This is a genomic window from Amycolatopsis sp. CFH S0740 (assembly GCF_004522315.1).
GTDB lineage: Bacteria > Actinomycetota > Actinomycetes > Mycobacteriales > Pseudonocardiaceae > Amycolatopsis > Amycolatopsis nivea.
This window is the reverse complement of sequence record NZ_SDLS01000019.1, coordinates 103,966-118,788: the sequence shown is the minus strand read 5'-3', so window position 1 is coordinate 118,788 and position 14,823 is coordinate 103,966. Positions and strand designations below refer to the sequence as shown.

13 protein-coding genes are annotated in these 14,823 nt (G+C 70.1%); 5 read left to right on the top strand and 8 right to left on the bottom strand.

Annotation, left to right across the window (positions count from 1 at the left end; genetic code table 11):
* The first annotated feature begins 28 nt into the window (after positions 1-28).
* The gene (locus EIZ45_RS28650; protein WP_205670132.1) at positions 29-538 is read left to right on the top strand and encodes a type VII secretion system-associated protein; all 510 of its coding nucleotides are present in this window, start codon (positions 29-31) and stop codon (positions 536-538) included.
* A 103-nt stretch (positions 539-641) separates the two neighbouring features.
* Positions 642-1,757: a hypothetical protein gene (locus EIZ45_RS28645; protein WP_134666756.1), complete on the top strand. Its 1,116-nt coding sequence runs from the start codon at positions 642-644 to the stop codon at positions 1,755-1,757.
* 694 nt (positions 1,758-2,451) lie between these two features.
* Here the strand turns inward: EIZ45_RS28645 and EIZ45_RS28640 are convergent.
* Positions 2,452-3,462, bottom strand: coding sequence for a helix-turn-helix domain-containing protein (locus EIZ45_RS28640; RefSeq protein WP_037812648.1), 1,011 nt, complete (start codon positions 3,460-3,462; stop codon positions 2,452-2,454).
* A gap of 168 nt (positions 3,463-3,630) precedes the next feature.
* Here EIZ45_RS28640 and EIZ45_RS28635 point away from each other — a divergent pair, with 168 nt between their 5' ends.
* Positions 3,631-5,523, top strand: coding sequence for a putative Ig domain-containing protein (locus tag EIZ45_RS28635; protein WP_134666758.1), 1,893 nt, complete (start codon positions 3,631-3,633; stop codon positions 5,521-5,523).
* Positions 5,524-5,802: 279 nt separating this feature from the next.
* Here the strand turns inward: EIZ45_RS28635 and EIZ45_RS28630 are convergent, their stop codons facing one another.
* Genes EIZ45_RS28630 through EIZ45_RS28615 form a run of 4 tightly spaced genes read right to left on the bottom strand, consistent with a single transcriptional unit; the run spans position 5,803 to position 9,529 of the window.
* The gene (locus EIZ45_RS28630) at positions 5,803-6,726 is read right to left on the bottom strand and encodes a ribokinase (protein WP_205670134.1); all 924 of its coding nucleotides are present in this window, start codon (positions 6,724-6,726) and stop codon (positions 5,803-5,805) included.
* Positions 6,723-7,757, bottom strand: coding sequence for a phosphotriesterase (locus EIZ45_RS28625; RefSeq protein ID WP_134666762.1), 1,035 nt, complete (start codon positions 7,755-7,757; stop codon positions 6,723-6,725). The genes EIZ45_RS28630 and EIZ45_RS28625 overlap by 4 nt, the downstream gene beginning before the upstream one ends.
* A complete protein-coding gene (locus EIZ45_RS28620; protein ID WP_043834132.1) occupies positions 7,750-8,745 on the bottom strand; it encodes a DMT family transporter in 996 nt (331 codons plus the stop codon). Before EIZ45_RS28620 ends, EIZ45_RS28625 begins: the two co-directional genes overlap by 8 nt.
* 31 nt (positions 8,746-8,776) lie before the next feature.
* Complete coding sequence (locus tag EIZ45_RS28615; protein WP_134666764.1) at positions 8,777-9,529, bottom strand: glutamine amidotransferase; 753 nt, start codon at positions 9,527-9,529, stop codon at positions 8,777-8,779.
* Between the two features lie 111 nt (positions 9,530-9,640).
* Here EIZ45_RS28615 and EIZ45_RS28610 point away from each other — a divergent pair, with 111 nt between their 5' ends.
* On the top strand, positions 9,641-10,630 hold the full coding sequence (locus EIZ45_RS28610; RefSeq protein WP_037812660.1) for a LacI family DNA-binding transcriptional regulator: 990 nt from the start codon (positions 9,641-9,643) through the stop codon (positions 10,628-10,630).
* Positions 10,627-11,685: a M20 family metallopeptidase gene (locus tag EIZ45_RS28605; RefSeq protein ID WP_134666766.1), complete on the top strand. Its 1,059-nt coding sequence runs from the start codon at positions 10,627-10,629 to the stop codon at positions 11,683-11,685. The genes EIZ45_RS28610 and EIZ45_RS28605 overlap by 4 nt, the downstream gene beginning before the upstream one ends.
* A 267-nt stretch (positions 11,686-11,952) precedes the next feature.
* Here the strand turns inward: EIZ45_RS28605 and EIZ45_RS28600 are convergent, their stop codons facing one another.
* From EIZ45_RS28600 to EIZ45_RS28590, 3 genes are read right to left on the bottom strand one after another with little or no spacing between them, the layout of a single operon-like run.
* Entirely contained in the window at positions 11,953-12,642 is a 690-nt protein-coding gene (locus EIZ45_RS28600) for a GntR family transcriptional regulator (protein WP_199817629.1), read from the bottom strand.
* A 25-nt stretch (positions 12,643-12,667) separates the two neighbouring features.
* Positions 12,668-13,132, bottom strand: coding sequence for a ribose-5-phosphate isomerase (locus EIZ45_RS28595; RefSeq protein WP_037812664.1), 465 nt, complete (start codon positions 13,130-13,132; stop codon positions 12,668-12,670).
* Entirely contained in the window at positions 13,129-14,811 is a 1,683-nt protein-coding gene (locus EIZ45_RS28590) for a dihydroxyacetone kinase family protein (protein ID WP_037812667.1), read from the bottom strand. Before EIZ45_RS28590 ends, EIZ45_RS28595 begins: the two co-directional genes overlap by 4 nt.
* Positions 14,812-14,823 lie beyond the last annotated feature (12 nt).

Here is a 14,823-nt window from a genome sequence, read left to right as displayed (position 1 = left end):
TTCATCGGACGCGAAGGAGGCGCCAGCGATGTCCGAGGACCAGTGGGTGCTGCTGGTCGACCCAGCGTGGACGGCCGACGGCAGCGAGGCCCCGACCCCGCCGCCGGAGGCCGTGGTCGGCGGCTGGCTCGCGCGCGAAGACGGGTCCGTCAGCCGCTTCGAGCCCAACCCGTCCTACGAACCGTCGGCGGAAGACTCCCCGACCGACCCGCTGGACGCCGTGCTCCGCCTGACCGCGCGCGGCGAGGCGGACTTCGATCAACTGGCCGCCGTCTTCCGCGAATCGGCCTTCGCGGTGGCTGTGGATACCGATGAGTCTCCGCTCGTCGCGCCGTCGCCGGACAACATCCCTTGCCTGCTCGTCACGACCGCCCCGGCACACCGTCGCCGAGTGCGCGCCGCTGGTTGGCGTCCGGCTGGTCCTGTCGATCTGCTCCGTTTGCTGAACGACTACGACGGGGTTGACCTGCTTCTCAATCCTGGGGCGCCGGGGTGCCTTCGGCTGCTGGCTGACAGCGTGCGGGAGATCATGGGCTGACCAGAACTGGTTCACCCGCTCGGGTTCCCGCCGGGGCCCCGGTTTTTGTCGGTGGTGCGCGCGATGATGTGCCGGACAGCAGCCGACTTGGGGAGGAACGGCGATGAGAGTGTTGATGAGCGGCGAGGTCAGAGTCGAGTACGGACAGCTCTATGTGCGGACCTGGCCGGATCTGCCGGGGTTTTCCGAATGCTTCGGCGGGCAGCGAAACGGTCTGTGCGGTGCGGCAGTGCCGGGCGCGCTGTCACTGGTCACCGGACTGAGCCACGGCTACGTCCGCTTCCGGGCGGAACTGCACGACGAGGCCCCGCCCGTGGACGAAACATGGGAAGACATCGTCGAGGCGCCGTTCCGGCCGCGGGGCGAAACCGCACTGGTCGGCTTGAACGGCGAGAAACCCTGGCCGCTCGATCTTCCGGCCACCGGATATCGGGTCCGCTACAGCGGCAGCCGGATGGACGAGGCGCACCGGCTGGGCATCCCGGAGGGCGAGGAGTTCGAGCCTGACCGCTATCTGCTGCAGTTCTGGCCGGGTCCGCCGGAACCGGACCGGGTGATCAAACAGACCAGCGCGGCGGCCGCCTACTGGCATGGGGTCGCCAGGGAAACACCGCCGCCCCCGACTCTGGAGGAGAAAGCCGAAACCCGGCGCCGCGCCCGGCGGCAACGAGAACAAGCCACCGCGGAAGCGCGCCTCGAAGCCGAGATACGGGAGTGGGGCGGAAGCCTGCCGATCGAACGGCTGCGTCAACTGCGGGGCCACGCGCTGAGTGTGGCGAAGCTGGACCGGCCATTGGCCGACGCGCTCGCGGAGACGGACCCGGCGATCCAGCGGCAGGTCGCCCGGTGGACAGTCAGGCGCGCGTACGCCGAGGCGCAACTGACCGAGGTCGAGTGGATAGCACCCGCGCTGGCGGCGATGGAGCGGGACGACCCTCTGCCCCCGCCCTTCGACGACGACCGGCAAGCGTGGAACCTACTGCTCACTGACGAACGGGTCCCGCGCACGTTGGCCACGTCGCCGGACGGAACGAACGACAACTGCCTGCAGCAAGCGATGGCTTTTCCGGCGCTGTTCTCGGCTCGGGAACCGGACCCGCTCGCCGCTGCCTTCGAGGCGCTCTGGTCAGCCGCGGTGGCTTTCGGCTACGGACGGCACGGCGTGCTGTTCGCGAAGCTACGGCAGGCCTTTCCGGCGCTCGCGGACGGAGAGGGGTGAGCTGCGCCTGCCAGACGTCGGCCGGGTACTGGTGATTCGCGCCGAGGGGCCGCTGCTTGAGTGGGAAAACTGTTCGGCCGCAACCGCATCGGTGTAATCGAGGCGCGTTCCGATCGGAGCGGGACCGGCCGTGGCGGGCAAGATGCCGGGCTGGCTGTCCGCCGAAAGCCAGCCGGTTGCGAGGCGCTGTGCGGGGCGCGTCGAACGCGGTTCGCTGCTCGCGCGCGCCAACCGGGCATCCGGCACGCCGACCGCGCGCCGCTTTGGCGTCCATTCGGCCTAACCGGGACCGCACCGGGCTAGGGCGGGCCGGAAGGCAGGCAGCGGTGGCGAGTCGCCGTGCAGGGCGAGTCGAAAGCAGTTCCCAGCACGCCGACCGCGCGCAATCTTGCTGCCCATTCAACCCGAGAGCCAGCCGTTGCGGACCGCGTGCAGAGCGAGCCGGAAACGGTTCACCGCCCGCACGCGCCAACCGGCTCCCCAGCACGCCAGCCGCGCGCTACTCGGCGTCCATTCAGCCCAACCGAGACCACACCGACGAAGCACGGAGGAGACAAACCGAAAACCAGCCGTTGCGGGGCGCGTGCAAGGCGAGCCGAAGGCGGTTCACCCTGCACACGAGCCGCCCGGCTCACCAATACACCGAACCGCGCAGCTCATCGCGTCCGCTCAGCCCCGCCCGGAACCACCCGGCTCACAACGGCACCGACCGCACCGGCGAAGCGCCTGGCTGGCTGTCCACCGAAAGCCAGTCGTTCCGCGTTGCGTGCAGGGCGAGCTGGAACCGGTTCGCCGCGCCCGTGCGAGCCATCAGGTTTTCCAGGTACCGGAACATCGTCCGCCTGCTCACGCCGAGCACCCGGGCGACCTGGTCGTCGGTGAGGCCGGCGGCGAGCAATGCCAGCAGCCGTCGTTCGCTGGGGCGGATCTCCGGGCCGGAGGTGTCGTCGGCGAGGCCTAACGGCAGCGCGACTTGCCAGCACATGTCGAACAAGCCGGCCAGTGCGTCGAACAGGCCGCACGAGCGGATGAGCAGGACAGTGCGGTCCGCGCCGGACAGAGCTGCGCAGTCGTCGACGATCAGCAGTTTCACCGGGACCTCGGGCAGCACCCGGGCCTCCTCCCCGCGTTTGCCGCAGGGCAGGATGTTTTCCTCGACGTACTCGGGGCGTTCCAGCGCGAGCCGCCCGTAGACGGCGCGGTAGCGGACGCCGCGGGCCAGGTTCTCGAGTTCGATCTCGTTGGCGTCCGCGTCGGCGTAGTACGGCGGCGAGTCCAGGCCGCGGACCTCCTTCCGCGCCGCTCGTTCCAGTTGCTGCACCCGTTCGGCGGCGGTGGTTCCGCTGACCACCTCGATCATCGAGTCCGCGTCGTAACGCACCGCATGTCTTCGGTATTGCTCGTACAACCGGGTCATCGCCGCGCGGGCTCCGGCCAGCTCGGCCTCGCGTTGCCTGCTCAGCACTTCCAGCACCGGTTCCGGGCGCAGCGCGGACATCGGCGAGCCGGGGCCGTCGACCGGGCCGGCCAGTCCGATTCCGGCGAGCACCGTCAGCACGCGGCGCACTTCGCCGGGGTCGCGGCCGGTCTCGTGCGCTAGCCGATCAGGCGGAACCGGTCCCGACGAAAGTAGGTCGAGATAGATTTCTGCTTCGTCCGCTTTGAGCCCGAGCGTCAGGAGATGGCCGATTGCTTCGGGAACCATTCGGAGGCACCTCCACCGGGCTTGCCGACACCATTGCGCCACTGGCACCAGCGCGTCACCGCCAGGGCTGAACGAACTGTAGACAACGGGGCACCGAATGGCCCGACGCCGTTCGCAGGAAATTCCCTGGGAGGGATCGTGTCCCGTTCAGCCCGAAGAATCCTTGCCATGGCCGGTTTCGCGGCCTTGGCCTTGACCGCCCCGGCCCTGCCCGCCGTGGCCGCGCCCGCCGCGGCGCATCCGACCGCCCGCGTCTGCGCCGAGAAGGCGAAGCCCGGCATGGTCACGTGTTTCGCCGAACGCCAGACCGACACCATGCGCGCGCTGCTCTCCCCCGGCGCGCTGCCCAGCGGGTTCGGCCCCGCGGACCTGCGCTCCGCCTACAACCTCACCGCCGCCGGCAGCGCCTCGGCGACGGTGGCGATCGTCGACTCCAACGACGACCCGAACGCTGAATCGGACCTCGCGAGCTACCGCTCCACCTACGGGCTCCCGCCCTGCACCACCGCGAACGGCTGTTTCAAGAAAGTCAACGAAAACGGGCAAACCAGTCCGCTTCCGTCCGCCGATTCGGGCTGGGCGGGCGAAATCTCGCTCGACGTCGACATGGTTTCGGCGATCTGCCCGAATTGCCACATTCTGCTCGTCGAAGCGAACCAGCCGAGCATGGCCGATCTCGGCACCGCGGTGAACACCGCCGTGTCGATGGGCGCGAAGTACGTCTCGAACAGCTACGGCGGCGGCGAGGACGGCTCCGAACCCTCCTCCGACTCGAGCTACTTCCACCACCCCGGCGTCGCGATCACCGCGAGCACCGGCGACAACGGCTACGGCATCAGCTACCCGGCCTCGTCGCAGTACGTGACCGCGGTCGGCGGCACCTCGCTGACCCGCAACAGCAGCGCCCGCGGCTGGGGCGAAACCGCGTGGAGCGGCGCGGGCAGCGGCTGCTCGGGCTACGTGACCAAGCCCGCCTTCCAGAACGTGACGACCGCTTGCAGCAAGCGCGCGGTCGCCGACGTCTCGGCGGTGGCCGACCCGCAGACCGGCGTCGCGGTGTACCAGACCTACGGCGGCAGCGGCTGGGCCGTGTACGGCGGCACCAGCGCCTCCTCCCCGATCATCGCTTCGGTCTACGCCCTCGCCGGCACGCCCGGCGCGTCCGACACCCCCGCCGCCTACCCGTACTCGCACACCGGCAACCTCAACGACGTGACCTCCGGCAGCAACGGCAGCTGCTCGTCCTCGGTGCAGTGCAACGCCGGCCCGGGCTGGGACGGCCCGACCGGTCTCGGCACCCCGAACGGCACCGCGGCCTTCACCGCGGGCACCCCGAGCGGCGGCGTCACGGCGAACAACCCCGGCAGCCAGAACGGCGTCGTCGGCACCGCGGCGAAGCTGCAGCTCTCCGCGTCCGGCGGCAGCGGCGGCTACACCTGGACGGCGACCGGCCTGCCCGCCGGACTGTCGATCAGCTCCGGCGGCCTGATCTCCGGCACGCCGACCACCGCGGGCACGTACTCGGTGACCGCGACCGCCAAGGACTCCTCCGGCGCCACCGGCTCCACCACGTTCAGCTGGACGATCGCCCCGACCGGCGGCGGCACCTGCTCCGGCCAGAAGCTGGGCAACCCCGGCTTCGAGAACGGCACCAGCCCGTGGACCGCGTCCAGCGGAGTCGTCAGCACGTCGTCCAACGGCGAGCCCCCGCACAGCGGCAGCTACCTCGCCTACCTCGACGGCTACGGCAGCGCGCACACCGACACGGTCTCCCAGTCGGTGACCATCCCCTCGGGCTGCCACGCGACGCTGAGCTACTACCTGCACGTCGACACCGCCGAGACGACCACCTCGACGGCGTACGACAAGCTCACCGTCAAGGCTGGGTCGACCACGCTCGCCACCTACTCGAACCTGAACCAGGCGAACGGATACCAGCTGCGCACCGTTGACATGTCGGCGTACGCCGGCCAGACGGTGACGCTCACCTTCACCGGCACCGAAGACTCGAGCCTGCAGACGTCCTTCTGCCTCGACGACACGGCGCTGACCGTGAGCTGACTCTGTACCGACGGAAGGGCCGTCCCGTACGCGGGGCGGCCTTTCCTTGGTGGGCAAGGAACTTTCACCTCGCGCGGGTGCGGAATGCCTCAGCCGGGCTCGGCGGCAGGCGGATCCAGCAGGACGCCGCCCGGTCACTCGCCGAGCACCGCGCGGCCCTCGGCGCCCATCGGCGACCGGTTCAGCACACTGTCGCCGTCGATCATTGCCACGCCGTTGCCGTAGAACAAATCCGAGGCCACTCACCGGCGGCCGCTTCCCGGCCAGGAAGCCGCGGCGTCACACCTCGACCACCTCCGCCAGAGTCGGCAGCGAGGGATGCGCCCCGTGCCGCGTCACCACGACCGCGGCTACTTTCGCTGCGAAACCGCAGGCCGCCACCACATCCGCGGTCGTCGGCTCACCTCGGATTTCCGCGAGCCGGGCAGCCAGCGCCCCGACGAACGAATCCCCCGCGGCCGTGGTGTCGACCGCCCGGACCACAACGGCAGGGACATGCGCGGACGACGACGCGTCGAGCACCGCGCATCCCTCAGCCCCCAGCGTCACGATCACCCATCGGCAGCCCGCCGCGAACAGTTCGGCACTGCCGCGCCGCATACCGTTGCTGTCGAAGGGATCCTGGCCGGTGAGCTGCCGGAACTCGATTTCGTTCGACACCACCACATCGCTGAACGGCAGCAGCTTCCCGGCCACGTCGGCGGCGGGCGCGGTGTTGAGCACCGTCAGCACCCCGCGTGCGCGAGCAGCCGCGAACGCCCGTTCCGTCGCGTCGGCCGCCGCCTCCAACTGCCCTACTGCGACTCGAAGTCCTGGCATCGCGTCGATCGCCGCTTCGGCCGCTGTTGCGGGGATGTCGGCGTTCGCCCCGGCCACGACGACGATCGAGTTGATGCCCGCCGCGTCGACGGTGATCGCGGCCCGGCCGGTGGGCAGCGGCGACCTTCGCACGTGGGTGACGTCCGCGCCCTCGGCGGCGAGGGCTTTCAGGTACTCGTCGCCGTCCTCGTCCTGGCCGACGCATCCGATCACCGCGACGTCCGCGCCGAGCCGGGCGGCGGCGACGGCTTGGTTGCCGCCTTTTCCGCCCAGTTCCCGGCTCGCCGAGAATCCCATGAGGGTCTCCCCTGGTTCGGGAATCCGCGGTGCTTGGACGATGTGGTCGACGTTGAGCGACGCGACGACCGCTACGACGGGGCTCATGCGGTCAGCCATCGCGCCGGGACGTCCCGCATCAGCCGGGCCACCGCGTCGGCCGGGACGCCTTCGGCTTCGAGCAGATCGGCGAAAACAGTCGGCACGAAGACCAGCCCGTTCCCGCCGTTGTGCGTCCACATCTGCTTCAGGAACAGGTCGTGCGACAACATGATCTGCTCCCCGAAGCCCTCGTGCACCCACCGCGCCACGGCGTGCGCGGTCTGGGAAACCGTCGGGGCCACGCCTTCGCCGGGGAACGAAATGTCGAGGCCGATCATGTCGAACTCCAGCAGCACGCCGCGTTCGAGCAGCTCGCGCTGGTAGCCGGGATCGTCGCCGGACGGATCGCTGTGCGCCAGCGCGACTTTGCCCGGCAGCGCACCGCATTCGTCCAGCACCAGGTCGAGCACCTCGTGCCCGCGGCGTTGCCAGCCCGGCATGTGGATGTTGAGCCCGACGTTCGGCCGGGCCGCCTGCGCGAGCGCCGCGGCGCGCAGCGAAGCCCGTTCCCCGTCGGTGAACAGCGGCGAGACGCCGACCTCGCCGATGACGCCGGCCCGGATTCCCGTTTCGCCGACGCCCTCGTCCAGTTCCGAGAGAATGCGCGCGGTCTGCGCTTCGACGGCGACCGCGGTGATGCGCTCGCCCTCGAATTTCTCCAGGTACGCACCGGTGCCCATGATGACGGTGACCCCGGTGGCCTCGGCCACCGCCGCCAGCGCTCGCGGGTCGCGGCCGATCGCCGCGCTGCCGGTCGCGTCGACCACCGTGCCGCCGCCTGCCGCGGCGAACGCGGCCAGCTCGCGCACGACGCTCGCGTGGTCCTTCACCGCCACGTTGTCGGCGCAGCAGTAGGGATCCTGGCGAAGCAGGAACTGCCAGGCAGGCCCCACTTCCGCTTCGACGAGCCGCCGGGTGGAGGCGTAGGACGGTTCGGCGACGGCGGAGGACAGGTCGTTGAAGAGGTGCTCGTGCGGCAGCACCAGCCCGAGGTCCGCCGCGTCGACCGCACCGAGGACGCCGCGCACCTCAGCCACGATGCACCTCGGCGGGCTGGGCGAGGACCGCCGGTTCGGCCGTGTGCCGGGACGGAATCATCGCGATCGCCGCGGCGGCCAAAGCCACGAGCGCGCCGAGGACGGTGACCAGGTGCAGGCTGGATCCCGCCGCGGGAGCGACGACCTCGAGCAGCAGCGACCCGATGAGCTGGCCGGCTGTGGAGGCCAGCCCCAGCAGCAGCAGGCCCAATCCGCGCACCAGCAAGGCCATCAGCGCGATCGACAACAGGCCGAGCGGCCCGCCGAAGTACATCCACCACGTGCCCGGCAACGCGAAGTGCGCGCCCGAAGCCGCCATCCGCACGACGTACACGAGGCCGAGCGCCACGAAGCCGATGAGGAAGTTCCAGGTGATGGAGATGAACATCGAGCCGGACAGCAAGCCGATCTCGGAGTTGCCCGCGGGCTGCCAGCCGGCGAGCAGGCCGCCGACGAACGGCATGATCGCCAGCGCGATCATGTGCGGGGCCGACCAGTTCGGGGACACGACCAGCACCGTGGCGCAGATGGCGAGGATCGCCCCGGCGATGCGCGGCGCGCTCATCGCCTGCTTGAACGGGACGCCGATGCCGAGCCGGTCGCACACCACGCCGGAGATGACCATGCCGGAGATCAGCGAGGTCTGGAAGATCGCCACGCCGAGGAAGCCCACCGTCACGCCTTCGGAGAGCACGATCACCGCGCCGCACAGGCCCGCGAAGAAGTTCCACCGCGGGATCTCGCCGCGTACGAGCTGACCCGGCAGCCGGAAGAACGCGGCGCGCGTCCGGGCCCGCGCCAGCACGATGACCAGCATCAGCACCAGGCCGGTGCCGAAGGACACCAGCGCGGCGGCGTGCCCGTCGCCGAGTTCGGTGCCGAGATGTCCGTTGACCAGCGACTGCAACGGGCCGAGCATGCCGGCGAAGACGGTCGCGATCGTCAGCACGACGACCGAGGTCGCGCGCCGGGTGGGTGACGTACTCATCGAATCCTCCTTGATCCCGAGTGCGCGCGGCTCAGCTGTCGCGTCCGGCGAGCCAGGTCAGCGCCTGGGCGAAGAGCTTGCGGTAGCCGTCCCAGCTCATGAACTCCTCCGGAGCCCAGTGCGGGGAGATGTCCGAGGTGAACGCGAGGGTGCGGCCCTCGCCGAACCGCCGCGCGGCCAGCATGACGTCGCCCTCGACGGTGGCGAGCAGTTCGGCGTCCGGCTTCAGCGTGGTGTGCTGGTAGCCCAGCAGGATCGGCCATTCCTGATCGAGACCGGCGACCACCGGGTGGCCGGACTGCACGACCTGGGCGCGGACGCCCTCCGGGGTCTCGACGCGGTCGTCGAACGGGTCGATGTCGACCGGGAGGATCTCCTCGATCGGCGTCCGGTGGTAGTTGGCCTTGCCCTCGAAACCCTGGAAGCTCAGGTAGCCGCCCGCCATCATCAGGCCGCCGCCGCCCCGGACCCACTCGCGCAGCAGCTTGAGCCGGTTGGGCGTCGGGCGGCCGCGGGTGAACGTGTCCGGGTGCAGCAGCAGCGTGTTGGAGCCGACGTCGGAGAGCAGCACGACGTCGTAGGCCCCGAGTTCCTCCAGCGTCTGCGGGAACTTCTCGGCCACGTCGTGCGAACGCAGGTGAGTCACCTCGACCCCTTCCGCCGCCAGCACCGCCAGCAGCCGCTCGCACCCGATCTCCACCTGCGTGTGCGCGAACGGGTCGTATCCCTTGTGGTCGATCGTCGCACTGACCCACGACTCCCCGGCTAGCAGGACCTTGACCATCGACGACTCCTTCGGGCGAAAGCTTTAGCGTGTGTTGCGCAACATAGCGCAACAACGCCAATATAGGATGCGGTTGCAGTCGCCGTCAACGCTCGAACGGGGAGGAGCCGGATGTCGCTGGCGAAGGTGGCCCGAGAGGCCGGGGTGGCGGTGTCGACGGTGTCGAGGTACGTCCGGGGCGAGCTCAACGTCGCCTCCGAGACGGCCCGGCGCATCGATGCCGCACTGTCCGCCGAAGGGCATCCGCCCGTCCAGAAACAGGTGACCGGGCTCAGCCTCGGCCTGGTGGTCCCGTCGCTGGACAACCCGTATTTCTCCACGCTGGCGGACGCGGTGGCCGACGCCGCCGCGACGGACGGCATCGACGTGTTCACCGCGCTCACCGGCTCGTCGCCGTCGCGGGAGCGCGCCAGCGTCGAGCGCCTGATGCGGGTGCCGGACGTGGGCGGGCTCATTTATCTGGGGATGAACAGCACCAACGAGGCCTTCGCGGGCCGGCTGGCGGGCGATTTCCCGGTGGTCTTCCTCGACAAGTACGTCGAAGCCGCCGGACCGAGGATCGCGCACATCACCGCGAACAGCTTCGGCGGCGCGTACCAGGCGACCACCCACCTGATCTCCCAGGGCCACCGGCGCATCGCCCACGTCGGCGGCCCGGCCGGGCTGCGGACGGCCGACCAGCGCGAGGCCGGGTACCGCGCGGCGCTGAAGGCGCACGGGATCGAGGCCGACGAGGCGATGATCGTGCGCGGCACGTTCAGTTCGGCGTTCGGCATGAACTTCTTCGCGCACATGGCGCGAGCCGGCGCGGAGCCGACCGCGGTGTTCACCGCCAGCGACATCGCCGCGGTAGGCCTGCTCGAAGCCGCCCGCCGCGCCGGGGTCGCGGTGCCAGGGGACCTGTCGGTGATCGGCTGCGACGGCATCACCCTCGGCGAATGGACCTCGCCGCGCCTGACGACCGTTGCGCAACCGACCGAGCAGATGGCCCGCAAAGCAGTCGACGAGATCACCCGCCTCGCGGCCGGGGACAGCCCCGCCGACCACGTGCTCTCGATGCAGCTAGTCGTCCGCGAATCGACCCGGGAGTACTCCGCATGACCGACGACGCCCTTGACCTGCTGCGCGACCTCGTGCGCCAAGACACCACCTCCGGCAGCAACGCCGCACAGGCCGCCGCCCAGGAACTGGCGACCTCCTACGCCACGGCTATTGCGGGCGTACGCGTGCTGCAACGTTCCACCACCGGCCGCCCGTGGGTACTGCTCGGCACCGGATCGGGCAGCGGGCCACTGTTCGTATGCCACATCGACACCGTCCCGGTCGGCTCCCCCGATCTGTGGGACCGCACCCCGTTCTCCGCGGACACCGACGAGAAGTACCTGCACGGCCGAGGCAGCGTCGACATGAAGGGCGGCCTGGTAGCCGCCCTGGAAGCGTTGCGCAACGCCGCGGAAGCCGGTGCCGACGCACAAGTCCTGATCACCAGCGACGAAGAAATCGGCTGCCGCGGCGCGGCAGAGGCCGCAAACTCGCTGGAGCTGACGCCACAGATCGTCGTAGTACCCGAGGCGACGCAAAACCGCGTCTCGCTCGGCCATCGCGGAGCCACGTGGCTGCGCCTCGCCGCGTCCGGCCAAGCCGCTCACGGGTCCACACCGCACCTCGGCCGCAACGCGATCCAACTACTCGCCGAGCGGGCCCTAGGTGCGCTCGACTCGTTTCCGTTGTCCGATGAGGACTATCTGGGCAAGGAGACCGTCAACGTCGGCACCTTCGAGGGCGGAACCGCGACGAATATCGTTCCCGCTGCGGCAGTTCTGACGCTGGACGTGCGCACCGTAGACGGAGGAGCGCCCGCGATCGCCTGGGCGTCTTCGCTCGATCCGGCAATCAGTACCGAGGTGGATCTCGACCTGCCCGCCGTCCGGACCCCACGCCTGCCGGACGCGCTCTCCGACCAAGTCACCGCTCCAGCCGCCACCTACTTCACCGACGCCTCAGCATTGGCCGGATCGGTGGCCGGAGCCCCGATCGTGATCTGGGGACCAGGAGACCCACGCGAGATGCACGCAGCGAACGAAAAACTGGAACTGAAATCCTGGCAAGAGGCGTCGCGCAACTATCAAGAACTGGTACTTTCCGCCGCACGGTGACCCCACAGTCCAATATGGACTGAGACCCCGCCGCTCGACCCCCCAACCCAATACGCCCCCGCACCGATGCACCCAACGAGCGAGGCACCCACACCACCCCCGCACCCCGATACGAAGCTCTCCTGCGGTCTGGGGTGGCTTGTCAAGGCATCTTTCCCGCCTTGACAAGCCACCCCAGACCGTCAGCACAATCAAACTTCGGGGTGCCCCACGCAACCAATGGGCGCAATGTCGCCGCCAGGCGACGAGCCGAAGAAGAACAGCCGACTACCCAAGATCAATACGAGGCCGAGTCCGCACAGTCCCGAACAACAACGCCTGCCCAGTAGCCGCCATATGATCCGAAATCACCTGCTGAGTCTTAACCGGATCCCCCGACTCAATAGCAGTGACGATCTCCAAATGCCGCCCAGCACTCATATTCGACAGCGCCCGCTCAAGCCCCCGATACATGATGCACATCCGAATCGCCCCCTCGAGCAGCTTCCAGGACCGCACCAGCGCATCGTTGTCCGTAAGCTCCACAAGCAGCTCATGGAACGCCAGATCAGCCTCGATCTGCGCCTCCAGCGACACCCGCTCCGCACGAGCCATCGCATCGACCGCTTTCCGCAGCTTGGCGCAGTGCTCCTCCCGGTAGTAACTCGAGGCCAGCGTCTCCCCCGCGAGCGCCTCCAGCGCGGCGCGCACGGTGAAGGTGTTGATGATGTCCTTCTCGTTGATCGAGCGCACGGTGACGCGACCCCGCTCGCCGTACGAGACCAGGCCTTCCTGCTGCAGCTCGCGCAGTGCCTCGCGCAGGGTGCCCCGGCTGATCCCGAGCTGCTCGGACACCTGGACCTCGCCGAGGTGGCTGCCGGGCGGGAACTGGCCGGTGGTGATCGCCTCGCGCAGCGTGTCGACCGCCATCTGGCGCAGGTTGCGGCCGGGTTGGCTGGCCGAAGCCGGACGGCTCACCGCACGCCTCCTCTCTGACTCGGCGTCAGCACCGTTCGTAGTCGTCGAGCAACTGTACCTTCGCCGCGCTCGGCGACCGGTCGTCGAAGGCGTACCCGAGCCATTCGCGCACGAGCCGGCGGGCGAGTTCGAGACCGATCACGCGCTGGCCCAGGGCAAGCACCTGGCAGTTGTTGGACAGCACCGAGCGTTCCGCGGAGAACGAATCGTGCGCGGTGGCCGCGCGGATCCCGGGCACCTTGTTCGCCGAGAGCGCCATGCCGATCCCGGTCCCGCACACCAGCACCGCGCGGTCGACCGTGCCCGCCCGGATCGCCTCCCCCGCGGCGAGCCCGATCTCCGGGTACGGCCGGTGTTCGTCCTCGGCGCCGCGGTGCACGCCGAGGTCGAGCACCTCTGACACCCGCGGATCCGCGCGCAGGTCGCGGGCGAGTTGTTCCTTGTAGTCCAGGCCGGCGTCGTCGCAGCCGACCGCGATCCGGTAGGTCATCGGATTCCTTCCGCGAGAGTGCGCACGATCAGTGCGAGGGAAACGGCACCGGCGTCCGGGGTGCCGACACTGCGTTCGGCCAGCGGGCGCGCCCGGCCTTTCTTCGGGGTCAGCGCGGCGGTGTCCCGCGCCGCGGCTTCCGCGACCGCGGCCGCTTCCGCCCACGGCTTCCCCACCACCAGCGCGGTACGGAACGGTTCGAGCGCGTCGACCATCGTCTTGTCGCCCGGTTCGGCGCCGCCGAGTCGCACGACCCGGTCGGCGAACGCGTCGACCACGACCCGGACGTCGACGACCCCCGATTCCGCACCGATGGCCTCTCCTGCCGCGCGCAACCCGGCGCCCCACAGGACACCGGACGTGCCACCGGCCCGAGCGGCCCACTCGTCCCCGGCGGCCGCGAGGCAATCGCCCGCGCCCGCCCCGTCGTGCCAGGCGGACTCGGCGCCCGCGAGAGCAGCGTCGATGCCGCGGACCATGCCGCGTCCGTGGTCGCCGTCCCCTGCGACGGCATCGATGGCACCCAGCTCGGTTTCGGCTCCGTGCAAGGCTTTTCGGACCGCGCGCAGGCCGTCCAGCACCGCTTCGGCGAGCTTTCGCGACTCAGGCGAGGCAGCGGCGTAACGCGGCGCAGCGGGTTCGGCCACGACCTCGGCTGCCGGAGCGGCGGCCGGTTCGTGCCGGGTTTCGCCGCGACGGAAGGCGGGCGTGGCGGCGGGCGCGCGCCACCAGCGTTCCAGTTCCTCGTCCAGCCAGGTCACGGTGAGTGAAACGCCCGCCATGTCGAGGCTGGTGACCAGTTCGCCGACCTCCGGGAGCACCGGCGTGTGGCCGGATTCCCGCAGCAGCGCGGCGATCCGGGTCCACAGCACGAACAGTTCCTCGTGCTTGACCGAACCGAGGCCGTTGAGCACCACCGCGACGCGATCGCCCGCACCGCCGGGCTTTTCGGCGAGGATCCGGCCGACGAAGTCCTCGGCCAGGACGGCGGCGGACGGGAGCGGGAGGTCGCGCAGCCCGGGTTCGCCGTGAATGCCGAGGCCCAGCCCCATCTGCCCGTCCGGGACGGTGAACAGCGGGGTGTCCGAGCCGGGGAACGTGCAGCCGGAGAACGCGGTGCCGATCGTGCGGGTCGCCGCGTTGGCCTTGCGCCCGGCGCGCACGACCGCGTCGAGATCCAGGCCTTCTTCGGCGGCCGCGCCAAGGATTTTGAAGACCACGAAGTCGCCGGCGATGCCGCGCCGCTGCTCCGCTTGTTGCGGCGGGGCGCTGGCGATGTCGTCGGTGACCACGACGTGTTCCGCGCGGATCCCGCGTGCCCGCAGCGATTCCGCGGCGAGACCGAAGTTGAGCACGTCGCCCGCGTAGTTGCCGTAGCTGAACACCACTCCGGCGCCGGAATCCGCGGCTGCCGCCACCGAACAGGCGTCCTGCGCGGACGGCGAGGTGAAGAGGTTGCCGCTCACCGCGCCGTCGGCGAAACCCGGCCCGATCACGCCGTAGAACGCCGGGTAGTGCCCGGATCCGCCGCCCGGCAGCACCGCGACTTTCGGCCGGGCGGGCCGGTCCGCGCGCACCGCGCCGCCGGGCACCCGCCGCACCGCGCCTGCGTGCAGATCGCAGAACCCGGCGAGCGCGTCCTCGGCGAACGCCGCCGGATCGTCGTAGAGGTAGGTCATCGCGTGTGCTCC